At 63.5% G+C, this 20,564-nt stretch carries 16 protein-coding genes; 8 read left to right on the top strand and 8 right to left on the bottom strand.

Annotation, left to right across the window (positions count from 1 at the left end):
- The first annotated feature begins 456 nt into the window (after window positions 1-456).
- A complete protein-coding gene (locus IAQ70_RS01445; protein ID WP_223858589.1) occupies window positions 457-3,636 on the top strand; it encodes an RCC1 domain-containing protein in 3,180 nt (1,059 codons plus the stop codon).
- 114 nt (window positions 3,637-3,750) lie between these two features.
- On the top strand, window positions 3,751-4,923 hold the full coding sequence (locus tag IAQ70_RS01440; protein ID WP_317983546.1) for an acyltransferase family protein: 1,173 nt from the start codon (window positions 3,751-3,753) through the stop codon (window positions 4,921-4,923).
- Window positions 4,924-5,423: 500 nt separating this feature from the next.
- Here IAQ70_RS01440 and IAQ70_RS01435 read toward each other — a convergent pair whose 3' ends face one another.
- The 4 genes from IAQ70_RS01435 to IAQ70_RS01420 all read right to left on the bottom strand — a co-directional run bounded on the left by IAQ70_RS01435 (window position 5,424) and on the right by IAQ70_RS01420 (window position 8,124).
- Window positions 5,424-5,846, bottom strand: a complete 423-nt coding sequence (locus IAQ70_RS01435) for an Hpt domain-containing protein (protein ID WP_190987516.1) — start codon at window positions 5,844-5,846, stop codon at window positions 5,424-5,426.
- Window positions 5,839-6,489, bottom strand: a complete 651-nt coding sequence (locus IAQ70_RS01430) for a signal peptidase I (RefSeq protein ID WP_190987515.1) — start codon at window positions 6,487-6,489, stop codon at window positions 5,839-5,841. The genes IAQ70_RS01435 and IAQ70_RS01430 overlap by 8 nt, the downstream gene beginning before the upstream one ends.
- 38 nt (window positions 6,490-6,527) lie before the next feature.
- Window positions 6,528-7,139 carry a TasA family protein gene (locus IAQ70_RS01425; RefSeq protein WP_190987514.1) on the bottom strand — a complete coding sequence of 204 codons (612 nt, stop codon included), beginning with the start codon at window positions 7,137-7,139 and terminating at the stop codon, window positions 6,528-6,530.
- Between the two features lie 520 nt (window positions 7,140-7,659).
- On the bottom strand, window positions 7,660-8,124 hold the full coding sequence (locus IAQ70_RS01420; RefSeq protein ID WP_190987680.1) for an Lrp/AsnC family transcriptional regulator: 465 nt from the start codon (window positions 8,122-8,124) through the stop codon (window positions 7,660-7,662).
- A gap of 160 nt (window positions 8,125-8,284) precedes the next feature.
- Between IAQ70_RS01420 and pdhA the strand changes: the two genes are divergently transcribed.
- The 3 genes from pdhA to IAQ70_RS01405 are packed head-to-tail and all read left to right on the top strand — an operon-like array spanning window position 8,285 to window position 12,141.
- On the top strand, window positions 8,285-9,526 hold the full coding sequence (gene pdhA / locus IAQ70_RS01415) for a pyruvate dehydrogenase (acetyl-transferring) E1 component subunit alpha (protein ID WP_190987513.1): 1,242 nt from the start codon (window positions 8,285-8,287) through the stop codon (window positions 9,524-9,526).
- On the top strand, window positions 9,523-10,635 hold the full coding sequence (locus tag IAQ70_RS01410; protein WP_190987512.1) for an alpha-ketoacid dehydrogenase subunit beta: 1,113 nt from the start codon (window positions 9,523-9,525) through the stop codon (window positions 10,633-10,635). The genes pdhA and IAQ70_RS01410 overlap by 4 nt, the downstream gene beginning before the upstream one ends.
- A gap of 3 nt (window positions 10,636-10,638) precedes the next feature.
- Window positions 10,639-12,141: a dihydrolipoamide acetyltransferase family protein gene (locus tag IAQ70_RS01405; RefSeq protein ID WP_190987511.1), complete on the top strand. Its 1,503-nt coding sequence runs from the start codon at window positions 10,639-10,641 to the stop codon at window positions 12,139-12,141.
- A 251-nt stretch (window positions 12,142-12,392) separates the two neighbouring features.
- Here IAQ70_RS01405 and IAQ70_RS01400 read toward each other — a convergent pair whose 3' ends face one another.
- The 3 genes from IAQ70_RS01400 to IAQ70_RS22990 all read right to left on the bottom strand — a co-directional run bounded on the left by IAQ70_RS01400 (window position 12,393) and on the right by IAQ70_RS22990 (window position 13,904).
- Window positions 12,393-13,184: a hypothetical protein gene (locus tag IAQ70_RS01400; RefSeq protein ID WP_407682552.1), complete on the bottom strand. Its 792-nt coding sequence runs from the start codon at window positions 13,182-13,184 to the stop codon at window positions 12,393-12,395.
- Between the two features lie 281 nt (window positions 13,185-13,465).
- The gene (locus IAQ70_RS01395; protein WP_190987509.1) at window positions 13,466-13,612 is read right to left on the bottom strand and encodes a hypothetical protein; all 147 of its coding nucleotides are present in this window, start codon (window positions 13,610-13,612) and stop codon (window positions 13,466-13,468) included.
- 166 nt (window positions 13,613-13,778) lie between these two features.
- Complete coding sequence (locus IAQ70_RS22990; RefSeq protein WP_263406469.1) at window positions 13,779-13,904, bottom strand: hypothetical protein; 126 nt, start codon at window positions 13,902-13,904, stop codon at window positions 13,779-13,781.
- A 295-nt stretch (window positions 13,905-14,199) separates the two neighbouring features.
- Between IAQ70_RS22990 and IAQ70_RS01390 the strand changes: the two genes are divergently transcribed.
- A complete protein-coding gene (locus IAQ70_RS01390) occupies window positions 14,200-15,324 on the top strand; it encodes a hypothetical protein (RefSeq protein ID WP_190987508.1) in 1,125 nt (374 codons plus the stop codon).
- 75 nt (window positions 15,325-15,399) lie between these two features.
- Here the strand turns inward: IAQ70_RS01390 and IAQ70_RS01385 are convergent, their stop codons facing one another.
- Complete coding sequence (locus IAQ70_RS01385; protein WP_190987507.1) at window positions 15,400-16,125, bottom strand: hypothetical protein; 726 nt, start codon at window positions 16,123-16,125, stop codon at window positions 15,400-15,402.
- Between the two features lie 358 nt (window positions 16,126-16,483).
- On the opposite strand from IAQ70_RS01385, the gene IAQ70_RS01380 reads away from it, so the two are divergent.
- The gene (locus IAQ70_RS01380) at window positions 16,484-16,840 is read left to right on the top strand and encodes a trypco2 family protein (protein ID WP_190987506.1); all 357 of its coding nucleotides are present in this window, start codon (window positions 16,484-16,486) and stop codon (window positions 16,838-16,840) included.
- Window positions 16,841-16,852: 12 nt separating this feature from the next.
- Window positions 16,853-20,152 (top strand): trypsin-like peptidase domain-containing protein, encoded by a 3,300-nt coding sequence (locus IAQ70_RS01375; RefSeq protein WP_190987505.1) that lies wholly within the window; start codon window positions 16,853-16,855, stop codon window positions 20,150-20,152.
- Window positions 20,153-20,564: the final 412 nt, after the last annotated feature.

The following is a 20,564-nucleotide window of genomic DNA, read 5'->3' as shown; positions in this document are numbered from 1 at the left end:
GCGTCGGGTCTCAGCCCACCGTGCTGTCAGTAGCAAGCAGGATGTGGCCGCATGGACTCGCTTGCTCTGGAGCCGGCACCGAGCCGGTGTCGCCGTCGTTTGGACCCTGCCGAAATGCACTCCCTCGGAATGCCGACCACCCACTGATCTGGTCTGGGGCTTCTGTCTGCTTTTGCGGCGATCGGAACCGTTACAGCGCTTTAAGCGGCGGGGCAACGGTCCGTTTGTTCCCTCGTCATCTTGAGTATTTCTTGAGCGAGCGCTGTTAGTCTCCGGGCGTCTGCGGCTGCGCAGGCATGCTCGATGCACCCGGATCTCCCCACCGAGGGATGGCCCTGCATCTGGTTTTCTGGGGTTTCCGTGTTGGGGGTTGCGGTGTTTCGTCGTGGTGTTGCCCGTCTTCTTGCTGTTTTATTGTGCGTGGTTGCGCCGGGATTGATGGTCTTGCCGCCGTCTATGGCTGCTGACCCGGTGGTGGAGGGCGTTGTTTCCTTTACCGACGTCCCGGAGTCGTCGGTGTTCCACAAGGAGATTTCCTGGCTGGCCGCGGAACGGATATCCACGGGTTGGGACGTTGGCGGCGGGGTACGCCAGTACCGGCCCCTAGACAGCATTGCGCGGGACGCGATGGCTGCGTTCTTGTACCGGAAGGCTGGCTCGCCTGCTTATACGCCGCCCGCCTCGTCACCGTTTACGGACGTGGCTCCCGGAGTCGCGTTCTACAAGGAAATCACCTGGTTGGCTTCAACAGGAATCTCCACCGGCTGGGATGTTGGTGGGGGCAAACGTGAGTACCGGCCGTTTAGCTCGATCGCCAGAGATGCGATGGCCGCTTTCCTCTTCCGGTTCGCCCAGCCTGCTGCGTTCACTGCACCAGCGGTATCGCCGTTTGTGGACGTGGCCGGCGGCGGTGCCTTCTACCGGGAAATCACATGGCTGGCGTCGTCCGGGATTTCCACGGGCTGGGACATCGGTGGTGGGGTCAAGGAGTACCGGCCGCTGAACGGTATTGCCCGGGATGCCATGGCTGCTTTCCTTTACCGATACTCCACAGAAAAGGTTCCAGCTAACCCGCTGGACCCGGCTGCCGGGGTAATAACCGTCGCGCCGGACGTTGAGCTCTTGGACGCTGCACAGCTTGATACGGCATTGGTGTCCGGTGGCGCTTTGACGCTCCCCACTAGCGAGGCCGCCGAGATTAACGCGAATGACGTACTGGTTGCCGGGGTGACGGCGGGCACTCCCGAAGGTTTGTTGGCTCGCGTCGTGCAAGTTTCCCGGGATCCTGGCGGAAACACGGTGGTCAAGCTGAAGCCCGCGACGCTCACGGAGGCAATCGTGTCCACTTCCGGGCTGCTGGAGGTGGCCGGGACTCCCGTGTCGTCCACCTTCACCCCAGAACCAGACGTCACGGTCACGACCGCCCAGTCCAATGCAGTCCCATTTTCGAAAGTGCGACCGGAGGCATTGAGTTCTGGTGAGGTGTTCTCCGAATCCTTTTCACTGAAGAGGACCATCAAGTCGGAGGTCGGCACGGACGAACTCCACGGCGACGGCTCCATCACCCTCGATTCCTCCATTAAAGCCTCAGCCAGGGCCAGGATGACGTTGGAAGCCGGTTTCCTGCAACTGAAGGAGGCTTCCGTGGTTCTTACGCCGTCCTTCTCGTCCAAGCATTCCGTTGCTGTCAGCGGCACGCTTGAGGGCACTGCCAGCGCGAAGCTCGGCGTGCTGAAAGCCGTGATAGTTTTCCCGACGGCCATACCGGTCGTGGTAACGGCGGAGGCCGAGGTTGCCGTGAATCTCAGCGCTGCAGGGACGGCGGAAATCTCCTATGTCACGGCTCATACAGTCTCTTCCGATTTTGGGTTCAAGTACCGTGAGGGCTCGTTCAACTTGATAAACACCAAACCGCAAGCGACTGGGGTTCAGAATGACGTTCAGGCAACGGCGTCCCTGACCGCGCGACTGGCTCTTGACTTCGACGCTGATATCAGGTTCTACGGCATCGCGGGAATTACGTTCGGGGCCGGCCCATACGCGTCGGCCCCGATCGCCGTGATCGCCAGCAACGGAACTCGATCATGGTCTTGCCCAATCGAGATTGGATTCGAGGCCAGGTTGGGCGTAGTGGCCGGAATCGAAGTTATGGGGTTCAAGCTTGAACGAAGCGACGGCATCAGCACTGCCTGGAAGCTCCTAGAAGTCAACCCCTGCGAAGGCACACCCGTCACACAACCCGGCGACCCGAGGGTGGTGGCAATCCAGACGTTGGTCCTTCCACGAGCAGCTGTTGGCCAAACGTATCGCGCCGGTATCAGTGCCACTGGCGGCACTTCGCCCTATGCATGGGCGATATCCTCTGGGGCATTGCCCAAGGGGCTGGAATTGGACGCAGGTTCGGGAATCATCACAGGAACAATCGCTGCGGCGGGCACCTCAACATTCACCGTCAGAGTTTCGGATACGGCCGGTTCAAGCAGTCTCGCCACATTGAAAATAATCGCAGACGAAAATCCTTACCTCAGTAACGTGAAGTCGGTGGTAAGTGACACATATGACCGAACCGGGTACGCACTAACGAATGAAGGCACTGTGTGGTCGTGGGGCTTTGCTGGCTGGGGCGCCCTCGGTGACGGGACGGAGGTAGACAGAATCACACCCCAGCCGATTCCCTCGCTCAGCGACGTCAAAGCCATAGCGGCCGGCAGCAGCACTGGCTTTGCCTTGAAAAGTGATGGAACCGTATGGGCTTGGGGGATCAACGCCCTTGGCGAACTTGGTGTGTGGGGTCTCAGTCACAGTGCCGATCCTGTTCAGGTAACGGGATTGGCGGATGTTAAGGCCATCGCCGCCGCTGGCCGATCGGCTTACGCGATAAAAAATGACGGCACACTCTGGTCCTGGGGAGGGAATGGCTGGGGTGCACTAGGGGATGGAACAACGACAAATAGGTCTACTCCGGTTCGGGTGTCCGTATTGACGGATGTACGGGCTATCGCCCCGACGACACACCACACCACAGCCTTGAAGGGCGACGGGACGGTATGGAGCTGGGGGGAAGCTCCAGACCAAACCAATCCTGAACCTGAGCACCTGACTCCTATCCAAAATCTTGCGGTATCGGGGATACGGGAGGTTGCCGCAGGACTGTTCAATACCTATGCCTTACGGGCTGACGGGCGAGTGCTGGCGTGGGGATACAACACAGAAGGAGGTCTCGGAGACGGAACCAACACGTCGCGAACTGCCCCAGTGGAGGTGACAGGGCTAACCGACGTGGCATCAATCTCGGCTGGCGGCAGAAGCGCGTATGCGCTGAAAACAGACGGTTCGCTCTGGTCCTGGGGTCGCAACTCTGAAGGGCAGTTGGGGGACGGAACCAATGTGGACCGGTGGGTTCCGACCAGGGTCGCCGCACTTACGAATGTCGTGTCAGTATCCGCAAGGGATACCGGGGCCAATGCCGTCACCAGTGACGGCTTAGCCTGGGGGTGGGGTAGCAACACTAGCGGCGTCATCGCAGACGGCACCTATGAACCGCGCACGTCGCCAGTGAGGGTTGGGCGACTGGTGCCTCAGGACGCCCTGTCAGTGTGCATCGTTGAGGGCAACATCCTCAAGACGGCGGCCTAGCTCCCCGGGGCCGGCTTCACGGTCAGGTCTTACCCAGCCTGCACTTGGCGTAGTTATAGAAACGTTATGTAGTCTGGATGGGTGAATTCTTGGTCAAGTAGCGGAACCCCGACAGTGACGGAACGTCCGGTTGCGCCCGGAAACGGGCTGATCTCCGGACGGAAACATGCCCTGGATGGTCTGCGCACCATCGCGGTCATTGGCGTCTTCCTCTTCCATACCGTGACGGAACTCGTCCCCGGCGGATCGATCGGCGTGGACGTGTTCTTCACGCTCAGCGGCTTCGTGATCACCCTCCTGATCATGAAGGAGTACCGGGCCACGGGCCGGCTGCGGCTGGGCGTCTTCTACGCCAAGCGGCTGGCCCGGCTCTGGCCCGCGCTGCTGGCGGTCTGCGCCGTGGTGGTTCTTGGCGGGCTGATCTTTCCGCTGTCCGGGTGGGGCGGCCAGGCCGCCAACTCCATCCCGGCGGCCGCCTACGTGATGAACCTGTCCAACTTCGGGATGTTCGGTGCCTCCACGGGCGGCAACGCGCTGAGCCCTACCTGGACCCTGGCCGTCGAGGAGCAGTTCTACCTGGTCTGGCCGCTGCTCCTTTTGGTCATGCTGCGGTTCTGGATGGTCCGCACCGTCGCCTGGCTGACCGCCGTCCTGGCGGCCGGATTCCTGGTTTCACGGTTCCTCCTGGTGATGGACGGGGCGCCGCTGGCCCGGCTCTACAACGGGCCGGATACCCGGGCCGACCAGCTGCTGCTGGGGTGCACCCTGGCCCTGGTGTTCGCATCGGTCAGCCCGGGCTCCCGGGTCCACACATCCCTGCAGGCCGCTGCACGCTGGGCCGGTCCGCTGGCAGGGCTCGCCCTGGCGGCTGCCGTGTTCGTACTCAACGAGCCGAACACGCCCGGCGCATGGTTCGATGTCTTCTGGACGGGCGGTCCCACCGCCCTGGCACTCCTCGCCGGACTGGTCATCGGCTCGCTCGTCCTCCGCCCGGCCGGCCTGGCCTCACGGATCCTGAGCCACCCCTGGCTCGCCAACCCCGGCCGCGACCTCTCCTACGCCGCCTACCTCTGGCACCTGCCCGTCTACCTCCTGCTGATACCCCTCGTCCCGTCACTCTGGTTCCGCGTCCCGCTCGCGGCAGCGCTGACCGTGCTGATGGCCTGGCTGTCGTTCCGCTTTGTGGAGCGCCCCATCCGCCGCTGGGCCTCCAAAAGGTTAGAGCCCGACGTCGTCCGTTCCGTTCCGGAGCGCGCCCGGGAACTGGAGCCCGCCGCGAGTCATTAGGGGACCGTTCGTACCGCTGAGGTCAGGAGCAATTCAGAGTCCCCGTGAGGGGTTCGCTGGACCAGATGTTAGTGCTTCCCGGGACTTTGTAGTGTGCGCGGATTTCATACTTCCACGTACCAGGCCATTGGTATTGATCCGCGACGTATGACCTGCCTGCCGCGGTGCTCAGATCTGCGGTGCGCTGGAGATCACCGGAGGGATCAAACAGCTTGATGTCGTAGTAGTTTGCGCGTGTGACGGACGAGTAGGAGGTGACGGTGATTCTGGGCTTGACGAAGATTGGGATGAACCAAGCGTCACACTTCATGCTCACCGCAGCTGAGGCCGGAGGCGTCATGCTTCCCGCGGTAACACGCTGTGAGGCTTGGGCTGAGGAGGTGAAGGCGGCGTGCGCGGCTATCGGAACGGATGTCAGGATGAACAGGGCAAGGATAACGCTGACACACTTGCGCCACGGGATGGTTCTGCGCCGCACGTCAGGAGTGCCATCCGCTCCATTAAGCCGCAACGGAAGTCCCGTATCCACTGTCCGCGATCGGCATGGTTTCCAGCGTGGCTTGTGCGTGGTGCAGCACTGCCTGCGCCGCCCCGTATAGCCGGGAAACGCTGCGGGAAAGTGCGAGCGATTGGACACGTGCATGGTTGAAGCGTGCAGCCTCCACATGAGACTGCAACCTGATGCAGGTACTCTCAATCTCCAGTGCCCCGGTCATGGCTGAGGCGACTTTCAGGCTGAGCACGGCGTCGTGGATCGCTCCTTTGTCGCCATCGTGGATTCCGTTGAGGATGCGCTGCAAGCGGCCGGGCAGCATCTGCAGGTAGATTTCGAGGAATTTCAGGGCGTCGGCCCGGCTTTCCAGCTGGGCGGCGAGGTCGCGGATCCGGTCGAAGTGAAGCACGCTCCGGTGCCGTTCAGGCAAGACTTTCCACCTCTGACACGGTCCTGTCCTTGTCCTTCTGTTCGGGTTTCTTGCCCCAGATGCTGGCGAGCATGCCGATGACCAGGATGGTCGGTGCCCCGTACATGAGGATGTTCATCACGAGGGGTTCTCGCGCGGTCCTGATGATGGTGCCGAGGTGGGGGATGGTGGCCACGTGCCGGTCCACGGTGGTTCCGGTGATGGTCGCGGTCCAGGGGTCGACGCCGTTGTTCGCATCCCCTTTGGTCTGGACTGCGATGGTGCTGTCCGGGTTGGTGGTCACCTCGGTGACGCGGTGGGTTTCAACCCTCTGGTCCTCGACGGGGATGTGGTAGGTGATGATGTCCCCGACATTGATTTCCCGTGCCGGGACGGGCACCGTGACCACGACGTCGCCCGGGTTGATCAGCGGGGCCATGGATCCGGTCAGCATGGTCAGGGTCTGGTAGCCCATCAGACGCGGGCCGATGGCCATGGCCAGGAACGTCAGCATGGCCAGCACCATCAGCGTGGTGGTCAGGATCGAGACCGACCGGCCAATGATCCGTGCTGCCCTGCCTTCGTTGGTGCGAGGACCCGCCAGGTCGTGAAGTGCCCTGGTACTACCCGTGTGGGTGGCATGGGCGAAATCAATGGCGGTCATGGAGGGTCCTCGTTCCGGGGTTACGGCTGGCGGTGGGGCTATTTGGTGGTTGCGGTGCGCTGGGTGGCGGTGAAGGTGAACCCGACGGTGCTGGTCAGTTTCTGGAAAGCGTTGCCTGCGGTGGCCGGCAGGGTGGTGATGACCTTCAGGTTGTCCGCAGCCCCGGCGGTCAGTGCCGCCGGCAGGGTGAGGGTCTTCGCGGTGCCGGTGATGACCGGGCCGCTGGCCAGCACGGTGGTCTTGGTCCCGGCGCAGGTGTAGGCGCCGGCGGTGCCGGCCCAGGGGCTGGAGCAGTTCTCGATGGTCAGCTGCAGGCCGTCGGTCGGATCGGTGGTCAGCGCGGACAGAGTGCCGGTCGCTGCCGTGTTCAGGGTGACGTTGTTCAGGTTCGAGGTGCCGGTGTTGAGCAGGGTTGCGAGCCGCTCGACCTTGTCCCCGGGCAGGACATCGGCGACGGGGACATTGAGCGTATTGGTGGCGCCGGCGTCGGCCAGGGCGATGGTGACGTTTCCGGCGGTGACGGCCTGGCTGGCGGTGGTGGTGGAGGTGAACGCACCGTAGGTGCCCATGCCGGCGACGGCTGCCGCGGTGCCGACCAGTGCGACGGAGGCGAGGATTTTGCCGGAGGTGGTTTTCATGCTGATGCCCATGTGACTGTTCCCTTTTTGCGTGTGGACCGCCCTGTGGGCCGGCCGAAGTGTGTGGGTCAGAACCTCTCTCGGACTGACCGGAACCACTCTTCCGACCCACCCTCAAGGAGCGCCCCCGCATCGGCTCAAGACTCACTCAAGATTGGTATCGTCCCAGCTCAAGGCGATATTGTGGCCCGGATCACCTGTCCGGACCATGCGGCGCGCCCCCGCGGTGATTCACGCGGGAATTTAGCCCTGGGGGCAGCTTTAGGAGGGCCGGCGGGTGCTGGGAGGCAGTACGAACGGTCTTGGTCCGCACCACCACCGCCGGCCCGATGTCCACGCTAAGCGGCGCGCTGACCCAGTTCACGAGTAGTGGCTACCTGATTCAAAACGCCAGGCTACCCGGTGCAAGTCTCAACCATCCGGCGCCATGCCCGGACCCGGGGTTAGGAGGCGCGAGTAGTAGGTACTGTATTTTCGGCCCGGAGACCCGTGGTCAGGGCCCCGGTTTACGGGACCTGGACTTCGCCGGACCTCAGCGCGTATCCACGTCTTCAAACACCAGGAACGTCTGCGTGTCCAGGACGCCCGGCATGGACTGCAGCTGGTCGAAGATCACCCGGCGGAGGTCGGTGTTGTCGATGGCGCGCACCAGCAGGATGACGTCGAAGTCCCCGCCCACCAGGGCGATGTGGTGGACCTCCGGGATGGCTTTGAGCTCTTCGCGCAGTTCGCGCCAGGAGTGCTGGCTCACTTTGAGGGTGACGTAGGCGGAGGACTTGAGCCCCGCCTTGATGGGGTCCACCAGGGCGGTGAACTTGGTCAGCACCCCGTCGCTGGTGAGCCGCGCGATGCGGGTGTACGCATGGGCCCTGGAGATGTGGACGTTCTGCGCCACCTGGGTGACGGACATCCGGCCGTCGCGGGTCAGCTCGGCGATGATGTGGCGGTCCACGTCGTCCAGCGGCGCCGGTTCGGCCTGGTCTGGTGTGCCTGCCAATATGTCCACAGCTCCCTGCCGTAGTGCTGCCCGTGCTTACGATTCGTCTTCCAGAATAGCCATCCCGTTCTGACTTCTCCACGATTCTCCTCAGGTCTGGATACGAAACATCTGTTAGGTCAATACTGGGAAGGAATAGTGGCTACAGAAGGACTGACCAATGACGATCTCCGCGGACCACACTGCCCCGGGCTCTGCGCCCGGCTCTGCGCCGGACCAGGCCCAGCCCCGCCCGGCCGAAAATGCCGTGACCGAAGCCGTGCGCAAGTTCGGCATCACGGTTGAGGACTACATGCTCCCTGCCCGGCACCAGATCCAGATGGTGGACCCGGAGGGACGGCTCCTGGCCGAAGGCGAGCAGGGCACCGAACCCGGCCACGAGTACCCGTTGCCCGGCGATGAGGAACTGCTGGCAGCGTACGAGCAGCTCGTCGTCGGACGCCGCGTCAACGACCAGAACTCGGCACTCGTCCGGCAGGGGCGCATGGCCGTGTACCCGTCCAGCCACGGGCAGGAAGCCTGCCAGGTGGCCGCGGCGCTCTGCCTTGCCGAGGGCGACTGGCTGTTCCCCACCTACCGGGACGCCGTGGCGGTCATGACGCGCGGGGTTGATCCCGTGCAGACCATGACCATCTTCCGCGGCGACTGGCACAGCGGCTACGATCCCGCCAAGCACAAAGTGGGCATCCAGTGCACGCCGCTGACCACGCAGCTGCTGCACGCCGTCGGGGTGGCGCACGCGGCCAAGCTCCGCGGCGAGGACACGGTGGTCATGGCGATGTGCGGCGACGGCGCCACCAGCGAAGGCGACTTCCACGAAGCCCTGAACTTCGCCGCCGTCTTCCACCTGCCGGTCATCTTCTTCGTCCAGAACAACAAGTACGCCATCTCCGTTCCGCTGGCGCACCAGTCCGTGGCCCCTTCCCTGGCGCACAAGGCTGTGGGCTACGGCATGGCCGGCGAACGCGTGGACGGCAACGACGTGGTGGCCCTCCTTGCCGTGCTGGACCGGGCCGTTGCGCTCGCGCGGGGCGGCTCGGGCCCGCTCCTGGTGGAGGCGAACACCTACCGGATGCAGGCGCACACCAACGCCGACGACGCCACCCGCTACCGGCAGGACAGTGAAGTTGCCGAGTGGCTGGCGAAGGATCCGGTGGCCCGGATGCGGACGTACCTCACCGGCCGTGGACTGCTGGACGACGACGGCGACTCGCGGATTGCCGCGCACGCGGAAGCAGTTGCCACTCAGCTTCGTGAGGGGCTGGGTGAGGATGTTCCGGTGGACCCGCAGGAGCTCTTCCGGCATGTGTTCTCCGAACCCACACCCCAACTGAAGGAGCAGGCCGCCATGCTGGCTGACGAACTTGCCCGCGACGCATCCTCCGGGGAGGCCTCGAAATGAGCCCGACAGTGACCACGTCCTCAGAGGCGAACGGCAACGTCAGCGCAGCCACGGCCCGGGCCGCCGCCTCCGCCGCTTCCGCGGCCGAGGCTTCGGGTCCGCAGTCCGTCACCATGGCCAAGGCCCTCAATACGGCCCTGGCTGACGCCATGCACGCCGACCCCTCCGTCCTGGTCTTCGGCGAGGACGTGGGCCAGCTGGGCGGGGTCTTCCGCATCACGGACGGGCTCACCCGCACGTTCGGCGAGCAGCGCTGCTTCGACACGCCCCTGGCCGAGTCGGGCATTGTGGGCATGGCTGTGGGGATGGCCATGAACGGGATGCGCCCGGTGGTGGAGATGCAGTTCGATGCCTTCGCCTACCCGGCGTTCCAGCAGATCGTCAGCCACGTGGCCAAGATGCACAACCGCACCAAGGGCGCCCTGAAGCTGCCCATGGTGATCCGGGTTCCGTACGCCGGCGGGATCGGGGGAGTGGAGCACCACTGCGACTCCTCCGAGTCGTACTACGCCCACACCGCCGGCCTGAAGGTGTTCACGCCCGCCACCGTGGCCGATTCCTACCGGATGCTGCGGGAGGCCATCGACTCGGACGATCCCGTCATGTTCATGGAGCCCAAGAAGCTGTACTGGTCCAAGGACATGGTGGACCTCGAGGATCTCCGTTCTGCTCACTCTGCGAATCGCAAGGTGGGCACGTCCTCGGAAGGCCGCGCCGCCGTCGCGCGTTCCGGCACTGACGCAACGCTCATCGCCTACGGGCCGTCCGTGCCCACGGCGCTCGCCGCGGCTGCCGCCGCAGCGGAGGAGGGCCGCTCGCTGGAAGTCATCGACGTGCGCTCCATCGTCCCGTTCGACGACGAGACCGTGTGCGCGTCCGTCCGCAAGACCGGCCGGGCCGTGGTGATCGCCGAAGCGCACGGGTTCGCGTCCGTGTCCTCCGAGATCGTGGCGCGGGTCCAGGAACGCTGCTTCCACCATCTCGCCGCGCCGATCCGCCGCGTCACCGGTTTCGACGTCCCCTACCCGGCGCCGAAGCTCGAGCACTACTACCTGCCCGGCGTGGACCGCATCCTCGACGCCGTTGACAACCTCCAGTGGGAAGACTGACCGATGACCCCTGCACTGCAAGTATTCATGCTGCCCGACCTCGGCGAAGGCCTCACCGAAGCCGAACTCATCAACTGGCTGGTGGCCGTGGGCGATGAGATCCGCGTTGACCAGCCGATCGCCGAGGTGGAGACGGCCAAGTCCGTGGTGGAAGTGCCGTCGCCCTATGCCGGGACCGTCGCTCAGCTCCACGGTGAGCCCGGGCAGACGCTGGACGTGGGGAAGCCTTTGATCTCCGTGGCTCGGGTGGCCAGCACGGATGATGCCGCCCCCGCCCCTTCGCCGGACGGCAATGCTGCAAGCAGCATGCCGTCCGGCTCCGACAGGCCCGATGCCACTCCCGGGGCGGCATCATCCGCGCCGGCTGAGGTTGCGGCGAACGCTTACCGTGAGGAAGAGAAGGCCGGGTCCGGCAATGTGCTGATCGGCTACGGGACTCCCGGCGGCAGCGGCCAGGTGCGCCGCACCCGGGCCCCGCGCAGGTCTTTTTCGGTGGCTGAACCTGCCGAAGCCGAGCCCGCCGAAACACCGGATGTTGACCTCTCGCTGCTCCGCACGCGGGTGCCCGGGAGATTGGGCGCCGTCATTTCACCGCTCGTGCGGCGGATGGCCCGGGAACACGGCGTGGATCTGGGAGACCTCCACGGTTCGGGCGACAGCGGCCTGATCATGCGCCGGGATGTTGAGGCGGCCATCAGCAGTCCCGAGGTTGAGGCGAGCCCTGTGGCTGAGCCCAAGCCTGTGATTGTGCCGCCGCGGGCGGGGACCGCAGCCGAGGATGGAACGGACGCCCGCACTGGCCTGGGCATTTCCTCCCGGACCCCCGTCAAGGGTGTCCGCAAGGTTGTTGCCGCGAACATGACCCGCAGCCGGCAGGAGATTCCGGAGGCCACCGTCTGGGTTGACGTTGACGCGACCGCCCTGGTGGAGCTTCGGGCCGGGCTCAAGAAGTCCGATCACGGTGCCCCGGGCCTTCTCGCCTTCATCGCACGTTTTGTCACAGCCGGGTTAAAACGATTCCCCGAGCTGAACACCCGCATCGAGACCACCGCCGACGGCGGCCAGGAGATCGTGGCCTTCGACGGCATCAACCTCGGCTTCGCGGCCCAGACGGACCGCGGACTGACGGTGCCTTCGATCCGCAACGCGGACAAACTCAGCGCCCGCGAACTGGACGCGGAGATCCGCCGGCTCACCGCCGTCGTGCGCGAGGGAAAGGGGACCCCGGAGCAGCTGGGCAGCGGCAGCTTCACGCTGAACAACTACGGCGTGTTCGGCGTGGACGGGTCCGCGGCCATCATCAACCACCCCGAGGTGGCGATCCTCGGCGTCGGGCGCATCATGGACAAGCCGTGGGTGGTGAACGGTGAGCTGGCGGTCCGCAAGGTCACCGAACTGACGCTCACCTTCGATCACCGCGTGTGCGACGGCGGCACCGCGGCCGGGTTCCTCCGGTTCGTGGCCGATTGCATGGAGAACCCGGGATCGGTGCTCGCGGACCTGTAGCGGCCCGCCGGAGTTGGCTAACCACCGGGATCCTCAAGCAGCTACGTGATCATGACCGGTGGAACGGCGCGGGCGTGGGGTGCGAAGTTTGCCGATAGATGGCGGCTTTCTGTGACCGCTATATGCGCATGAATGACCCGCAAGCTGTCTTGTATCGCTAGGAATTCGAGGCACGGAGGCTATGAGACACCCAGGTGGGTTCAGAGAAGGAGTCGGCGCCCGCTGGCTGGCTCATCTATCGCATCAGCTGGTCACTTGCCGGACCTGAACACTATCGAGTCGAAGACGGCGCGTGCCTCGCTCGTCAGCTCCGGATTGATCGATTCGTGGAATTGGACCACCCAGATCACACCGCGCTGGCCGTTCAAGTCGACCACGCGGTAGGTTTCGCGCTCAGCGGCGCTCGAGTACCAGCGTGTGCATTCGTTTGAGAGCTCTGAGTGGATGCAGAACTTGCCGCGGTCGCAGGCTTTGATGTCCACGTCGCCTTCGACGGAGTGGTCAAACTCGAAGCCGGAGTAATCGCCCAACATGACCTCGACGGGAGGAGTGCTCGCCGTTGACGTCTGCGCCGTCATCGCGTCGAGGAAGACCTCAGGCGACGGACCGACCTCGACGAGCGCGTCCTGCCACGCGCATGCGTCCGTCGGCACATATTTGGCGGGCCACCAACCCACGAAGACCCCCCATTCATCAGGGTGATCCGGGTCGTCCTTGGCCAGACCTTCGCCGTCGGTGCTCGACCAGCCGTCTGGGACAGTGATCTCGAAAAGCACCGTGAAGCCGGTGGCGGGGACGAGGTATGTGCCGGCGGCGATGTCGCCATTCTCCGGCAGTAGTGGGACCCTGCCGGTGTCGCCGCCGTCCGGTAGCGGTGGGACCGTGCGAGCCTCCGTAGTGGGAAGACTGGCGGACGGCAGCGGGACGTCATCGGACTCATAATCGCATCCGCCGAGACATCCAATCAGTGCGATAGCCACAAGGGACAAGAGATGGCGCGACAGATGGCGCGACCGCTGAGCGGCCTTTCCGGGGGGTGTCATGGAGCTCATCGATCCACCAGGCCGCTACCGGGTACCGTGAGGCCCCGCAGCCGGATGGCCCCGCGGGCGGCTCGAGATGGGATGCCGTCACCTTAAGTCTCCTCCGGCACAGAACCCGTGACAATGACGAGTTTGTACGAAGATCAGTTTCGACTCATGTGATTCCCCGAAATGACACACGGTCGCTCGAAGTTTCTAGGCCGCTAGGTTCGGTGTCCGAACCATCAATCCGTTCGGCGCCGAGACTGTCCTGACCGGATTCGACACTGATCGGCTCGCCGTTATGTCTGCATCGGCTGGCGGGATGAGGCCTCTTGCTCGATGTCGCGGTGTATGCAAAAGCCGATCTTGCCTCCACTGGCAATGAGGAATCCTAGCCAATTCTTCTTTTCGTCGCCTTGGGTTTCGTTGAGGGTGGCCGGAACCATGATCTGGTCCTCATCAAAATAGGACTCTGTCGGAGCGCCGAAGTATCGGACTGCTCCCGCAAAAAATGTCTTGAGTAGCGTCCGCCCGATGTAAAAGAACCGTCGATCGCCGTGCGCAGCGCTAGTGCCTTTTGGAGAACGTAGAGGCAGCCCTGCGCCGCTTCTGCTATTTCCGGCCGAAGACGGCGTCGGGGATGAGCACCAGTTCATCGCGCCCGTCGCCGTCGACATCGGCGGCAACGATCAGCTTGATCGCGAAATCGGGGCCGCTGACGTCGCAGTCGGCCTCCATCGGATGACCCTGGATCCGGTTCAGGTGGTCCTAGCCAATGCCGGGCTGGTAGTCCATGACCCACAGGTCATTGCCGTACGTTCCACCTGCGTCGGGTACGAGGACCAGTTCGTCGCATGCTCTCGATCATGATGCTCCCTCGATGGGTATCGGTCCACATCTCTCACCCATATTTGTGCGGCGCCATTGCAGAACGATTTGTTCTTGATGAGAAACAGGGAGGCTCTTACACTGGGCGGTTACCGACCGAAGTTGGGGGGGGCGGCCTTCTAGGGAATACCAGAGAGGCAATGTGATGATTCACAACAGAGGGGAAGAAGACGGATACGAAGGGTACGACCCTAGTGAAGTCACGCTCGTGTCTCGTCTTGAAGTTTTCGGCGGCGGTGGCGGTGGCGGGGGCGTCTCTGGGATCGTGCCCTTTTCACCTATCGGACCGGGACTCCCCTTGATTCTGACGATTGAAAGTATCTTTCCTGGGAGCGCCGCTTGGCATCACCGCGATCGTATCGGCGGAGTGCTAGTCGCTTCCGCGGTAAAGAATGAGTACCTGAAGGGTTCCACGCCACTGGCAATGCACTACTACTTCAAGGATGTCGCATCTGGAGAAACGCTGATTCCTTCCCCGGAGCAGGGTGGCTCCAACGTCATCTATTACAGCCCAGGGATGGTCCACCGGTCCCTGGATGTCGAGATTCGAATGGCCTTCGACAAGTTCGATCCGGCCAAGCTTGCGGTATGGACCGACGCCGTGGGTAAGGTCAGCAATTTGCCTATCTTTGCCTCGATTCCTGCTGCTAAAGAGGCAGCAGCCATCGTATACGCAGCTAGCAACGCCATAAAATTCGCCTCCCGCGCACTGGATGGATGGTTCGACAACGAGAAAGACTGGATCTCCACCTGGAGCCCCCTACCCATCGCCGAAGAGGGCTACGCGCGCGCCGAGTCTTCATGGGTGCTCTTCTACGGAGACCAGCAGCCTAAGAAAGTGCAAGGCCCAGGCGGATCAATTATTGCCAAGGAGTTCGATTACAGGGGCAATCAGTTTCTCGTCGATGAATACAGCGGGACGCTCCGATATAAGAAGGAGCCTGACCGCGAAGTTTTGGAGGGCGACCCCTATGTTCTTGCGCGAGTGAGTGGCGCCAGCGAACCGTCGTTGAAAAACTGGGCACCATCGGCTGTCAGCGCTATCTTGCACGAACGGTTTTACAGCGCCAGCAACAATGGCGGATCGACTGACATCTTGGAGGTCGCGGAGTCACTCAATGACATCGGCTTGGCCAGGCAGATCGCCGAGCTGGATGAAGCCCTGAAGAAAATCCCTGCCAAGGACCGAAAAGTGTCAGAGCTACAAAAACGTCGGGATGGGGCGCTGAATAGCATCTTGGATGAGAAGCTTGCCAAGCTAATCAAATAGGTGGACTTGTGGGCAGACCGCGGTCCCGTGCGCGCTGTCTGTCCCCCTAGCCGAACTGGTTCATGACGTTCAACATCAGTCGTTGTTTACCTCGTGGAAGGGATCTTCCACGAAATCAAGGAAGGCCTCGCCTTGTGCAGAGATGCTATGCCGGGCAGTGGTCTTGGCAACCTGTCGTGTGTGAGGAGGCCCGTATGGCCTCGGTATTCCTACATTTATTTCCTCGACCCGATTCTCTATACTTTCGGAAGCCAGTCCGTCGTTCACCAGCTCCCGTAGCCACGCCCTGACAGGCTCATGGGCCAAAGACCCTTCGAGTCGATCGCCAATGCGTGACGCGGCGTGCTCAAGCATCGTTTCACGTCCGACCATGAGTGTTCTGATCGTTCGGAGCACTATGACGTGTTCAGGCTGATAGCGGGCCATGATCGACAGGAACGCATCACGTTGAGGAACTACATCGACTGCTATGTATCCGTTTAGGAGTGCATTTCGAAGAAGCTTTCGCTTGTCGTCGCTGGGAGTTTCTTGCGCTGCCCGGAAGGCGCGGTGCGCGGCTGCCTGGAATTCCTCAGAGGCCAAGACTGCCTCCGGTTCGATGCAGTCGAGGCGTTGCATAAGTAGCTCTACAGCCGTGGCGATCTCCGCAAAAATGCGTTCGTTTCGGCGTTGAACGGCGGAACCGAACGAGCGATTGACGATGACTGTCGCGGGGCCGCCGACTACTGGAATCATTGATACGGCAGCCTCGATTACCGCAACACTTGTATCCTCAACAAAGTCTTTGTGCCGTTCTTCCATGCCCGGAGTCTAGCCGAGTGCTTGCCGCGTCATCGCAGCATCTCCTTTCCTCGTCCATGGACTCGTCGGCCTCCTTTTCTGTTCTTGAAAATGAAGGATTCCTAGAACGTCCTGAATTGAGAGCCGCGCGTGTGCTCTCTATAGACCGTGCATAGGAGCAAGAGCACTTTTGGTTGGCGTGGTCTGTTCGGGAAGGCACATCGCTTCCCTCTGCCGCCAGGGACGGAGGCCTCCGGTACTGCCAAGCAAGTGGTTTGGCCCTGTCCAAGGGCGCCTCTTTGGGGGAATATGGTGGCATCCGCTGCGGCCGCCGGTCCGCGGTGGGTTTGATCCGAATCTGGCGGATTGGGGTGGGGGGATGGATAAGGCAGTGGTCGGGCTCGCTGATGCGATTGAAGCGCTGCGCGGGGAGCTGGTGACCGCAGCAGCGGCGGGTGAGGGCCAGGTGATGCGGTTCTCCATCGAACCGGTGGAGCTGACGGTGCAGGTCGCCGTGACCAAGGACGCGAACGGCAAAATCGGATGGGCGATCTTCGATGCCGGCGGCGGGTATGAAAATGTCACCACGCAGACGCTGACTCTGCGCCTGGCGCCGCTGTGGCTGCGGGAGGACGGGACCTTGACCTCGGACTTCGCCATCTCGTCCCCGGTGTCCCCGGATGAGGTCATCGGCCCGCGCCGCGGCCGGGCCCGCCCGGAGCCTGACGGAGCCTGACGGAGGCTGACCATGGCTGCCGGTACCGGTCAGACCGGAGTGGAGCTGGACCGGGTAGTCGCGGTGATGGCCACCTGGGCCGATGGGCATGCAGAAGTCGGCTCAGGATATCTGGTGACCGGACGGCTGGTGCTGACCGCCGGGCACTGCATCAGGGACAAGAAGTCCGGGAAACCTGCGGCAGAGATCAAGGTGGTGCAGGCCAGCGATGGGGCGACAGTACCCGGCGGCAATGTCATCGTGTGCCCGGAACTGGACGTGGCGGTCATCACCCTGGAAGATGATGCACCGTGGGAAGCGGAACTCTCTGCGGTGGTTTTCGCCCGTGTGGACCGGAGCCGAGCCGGAATACTGGAGGACTGTCAGGCGATCGGATTCCCGTTATTCCAAAGCGATTCTGTAGGCCGGGCAACGTCCGAAGTGCACGGAACGCTCTATCAGACCGACGGTGCGGAGTCGGGCCAGCTGCTGATCCGGGACCCGAACATCCGCCCCGGACCCCCTTTCGCCCAAAACACCCGCAAAATACCTTCCCCCCAGGCGCCTCATCCCTCGCCGTGGGGCGGCTTTTCCGGGGCCACGGTTTTCCACCACGGTCTGGCCATCGGGGTCATCATCGAACACCACCCTGCCCAGGGCGGCTCGGCCCTGCGCGCCACCGCCTTCGACACCCTTATGGCGGCCGACGATCCGGAGGCCCGCAGAATCGCGGACGCACTCGGGCTCCCCAGACCGAACGATCTTGTCTTGGCCGCCGCGGAACCGGTGGAGCCCCTGGCCGGTTTGGTGGAGCGGCTCATCGGCGGGGACCTGCCCCTGGTCCAGGACCTGAACCCCTATCTGGCCGGTGCCACCGAGTCCAGATACGGAACCCGGGAAGACGCCGGAACCGACGACCCCTACGTGGCGCGCACCTTCCAGGACGTGGACGCCCGGCTCAGGGAGTTGCTGGTGCCGGGGCGGATGGTGTTGCTGGTCGGCCCTTCCAAGGCCGGCAAGACCCGGACCGCATTCGAAGCCATCAGAACCACATGGCCGCGGGCCCGGCTGCTGATACCTGCCACGACGTCCCTGGCCGCCCTCGCGAAACACCCCCGGATACGTTCCAGCACCGATGCGATCGTGCTCTGGCTCAATGACCTGCAAAGGTACCTGACAGGAATTAGGGAGCCGTTGACCACTGCCCTGCTCACCGCCCTGCTGGCACGGCTCGGGAACACTGTCGTGGTGGCCACGCTGCGGACCGAGGAGTGGTCCCGCCTGCTCGACCGGGACGACGAGCTCACGCGCGAGGCCCGCCGGGTGCTGGAGGAAGCCACCGAGCTGGAACTGGGCCCGACCTCCGATAACCCGGCCGAACAGGCAGCAGCACAGCAGGCCTATCCCGGGCAGGACCTCAGCACTTACGGACTCGCCGAGCAACTTGCCGGCGCCCCGTACCTGCTCAAGCAATACCGCGTCGCCCGCCGCGCAGACCCGCTGCTTCACGCGGTCATCCAGACAGCCATCGATTGGACCCGCGTCGGCATGCCGGACCCAATACCAGAAACAGACCTGGCTGATTTCTCCCTGGATGCCTTGTTCGCTTACCGGCCCGACATGGCCCCCACACCTAAGCAGATTCGTAAGAGCATCATGACAGCCCGGACCCCCCCAAAAGAAGCCGGCCGGGTCGCCGCCCTCGCCACCGGCCCGTTACCGGACCGGACACGCGCCTACAGAGCTTTCTCCTACCTCGTCGCCGCGGACGACGGCCAAACCGGCGGGATCCGCCCAATCCCGGACTTTTTTTGGGACAAAGCACTCAGAATCGCCGACATCGATGCCGCCTTTTCGGTGGGCATAGCCGCCTACGAACGCGGCGACATGGCGGCTGCAGTCCGTGCCTTTCACCAGGCCGCCACCGCCGGTAACACCGGCGCGATGCTCAACCTCGGAATCCTGCTCGAGGACCAACTCGATCCGCCGGACCTGGGGCAAGCGCGCCGCTGGTACGAACAAGCCGCCACCGCCGGACACACCGGCGCGATGCTCAACCTCGGAAACCTGCTCGCGGACCAGCTCGATCCGCCCGAACTGGAGGAGGCCCGCCGCTGGTACGAACAAGCCGCCACCGCCGGTAACACCGGAGCGATGGTCAACCTCGGAGTCCTGCTGGCCGAGCAGACGGATCTGCCGGAGTTGGGTGAAGCGCGTCGCTGGTACGAACAAGCCGCCACCGCCGGTAACACCGGAGCGATGGTCAACCTCGGAAACCTGCTCGCGTACCGGCTCGATCCGCCGGACCTGGGGCAAGCGCGCCGCTGGTACGAACAAGCCGCCACCGCCGGCGACACCGCCGCAATGAATAGTCTCGGAGTCCTGCTGGCCGAGCAGACGGATCTGCCGGAGTTGGGTGAAGCGCGTCGCTGGTACGAACAAGCCGCCACCGCCGGTAACACCGGAGCGATGGTCAACCTCGGGATCCTGCTCGCGGACCGGCTGAATCCGCCGGACCTGGGGCAAGCGCGCCGCTGGTACGAACAAGCCGCCACCGCCGGTAACACCGATGGGATGCTCAACCTCGGGATCCTGCTCGCGGACCGGCTGAATCCGCCGGACCTGGGGCAAGCGCGCCGCTGGTACGAACAAGCCGCCACCGCCGGTAACACCGATGGGATGCTCAACCTCGGGACCCTGCTCGCGGACCGGCTGAATCCGCCGGACCTGAGGCAAGCGCGCCGCTGGTACGAACAAGCCGCCGCCGCCGGTAACACCGATGGGATGCTCAACCTCGGAAACCTGCTCGCGGACCGGCTGAATCCGCCGGACCTGTGGCAAGCGCGCCGCTGGTTCGAACAGGCCGCCACCGCCGGTGACACCGACGCCATGAATAACCTCGGTGAGCTGCTGGCGGCCCGCATGGATCCCCCGGAATTGGATGGCGCCCGAATCGCCTGGCAGGCGGTCATCAATACCGGAGCAGGCCACGGTGACAGTGAAGCCGTGGGATGGGCGGCGCTGGCATTAGCCCTACTGGACGCTTTGGCAGGCGACGCGCCGCATGCCACAGAACTCCTTAATTTAGCGGAACATCACGGTGTCCCGTCCGCGAACGTTTATAAGGAGACAATGTCCCCCGACCCTTCAATTCGTGCCGCCGCTCTCCAGAACTTGGAAAACTCACCCAAAGATTCCGATGGCCTTAACTTCCTGGGAATTGCCAGCTACCGGGCAGGAGAACCAGCCACGGCAAAAAATTACTGGTTAAGGTCCCTCAAATTGGACGACTTACATGCGCCCCTGCTGTTGCACATCACCCGCAACCCATAACTGCCCGGCTCCCTCTGAATATAGGTTGAGATGGGCCGTCCCCTAACCGGTCACGCCTGGGGAGGTTTCTCAACGGCGGGCTGGGAGCTGCCGCCTGGTCTCGAGAACGAAGGATTTCAAGAACAGGTTGATTCGAGAATCGCCGTGTTCGCGGCGAGCGGCTCCGAAGGGGTGCCTTTCCGCGTAGACCGTCGTGTGAATCTCGGAGCTAAATGGCGGCTTTTTCACGGCGCTATTTGTCGCAAGGCGCAGCCCGTAAGGGGATCCTTGACCGGACGCCCGTTGTCTGCGGCATGACCAGCTTGACACCTCGAGGCGATGGCGGCGCAATAACGGCCTCCTCGGAGGTCCGGGCCGTCGATGTGGGTGAGCCGCCGGTCGATCTCGCAGCCCAGCGTGCTGAGGCCAAGCC

The sequence above is a fragment of the Pseudarthrobacter sulfonivorans genome, from assembly GCF_014712225.1.
In the GTDB taxonomy this organism is placed as follows: Bacteria; Actinomycetota; Actinomycetes; order Actinomycetales; family Micrococcaceae; genus Arthrobacter; species Arthrobacter sulfonivorans.
Note: the sequence above shows the minus strand (reverse complement) of the source record. Positions and strands in the feature narration are given on the sequence as shown.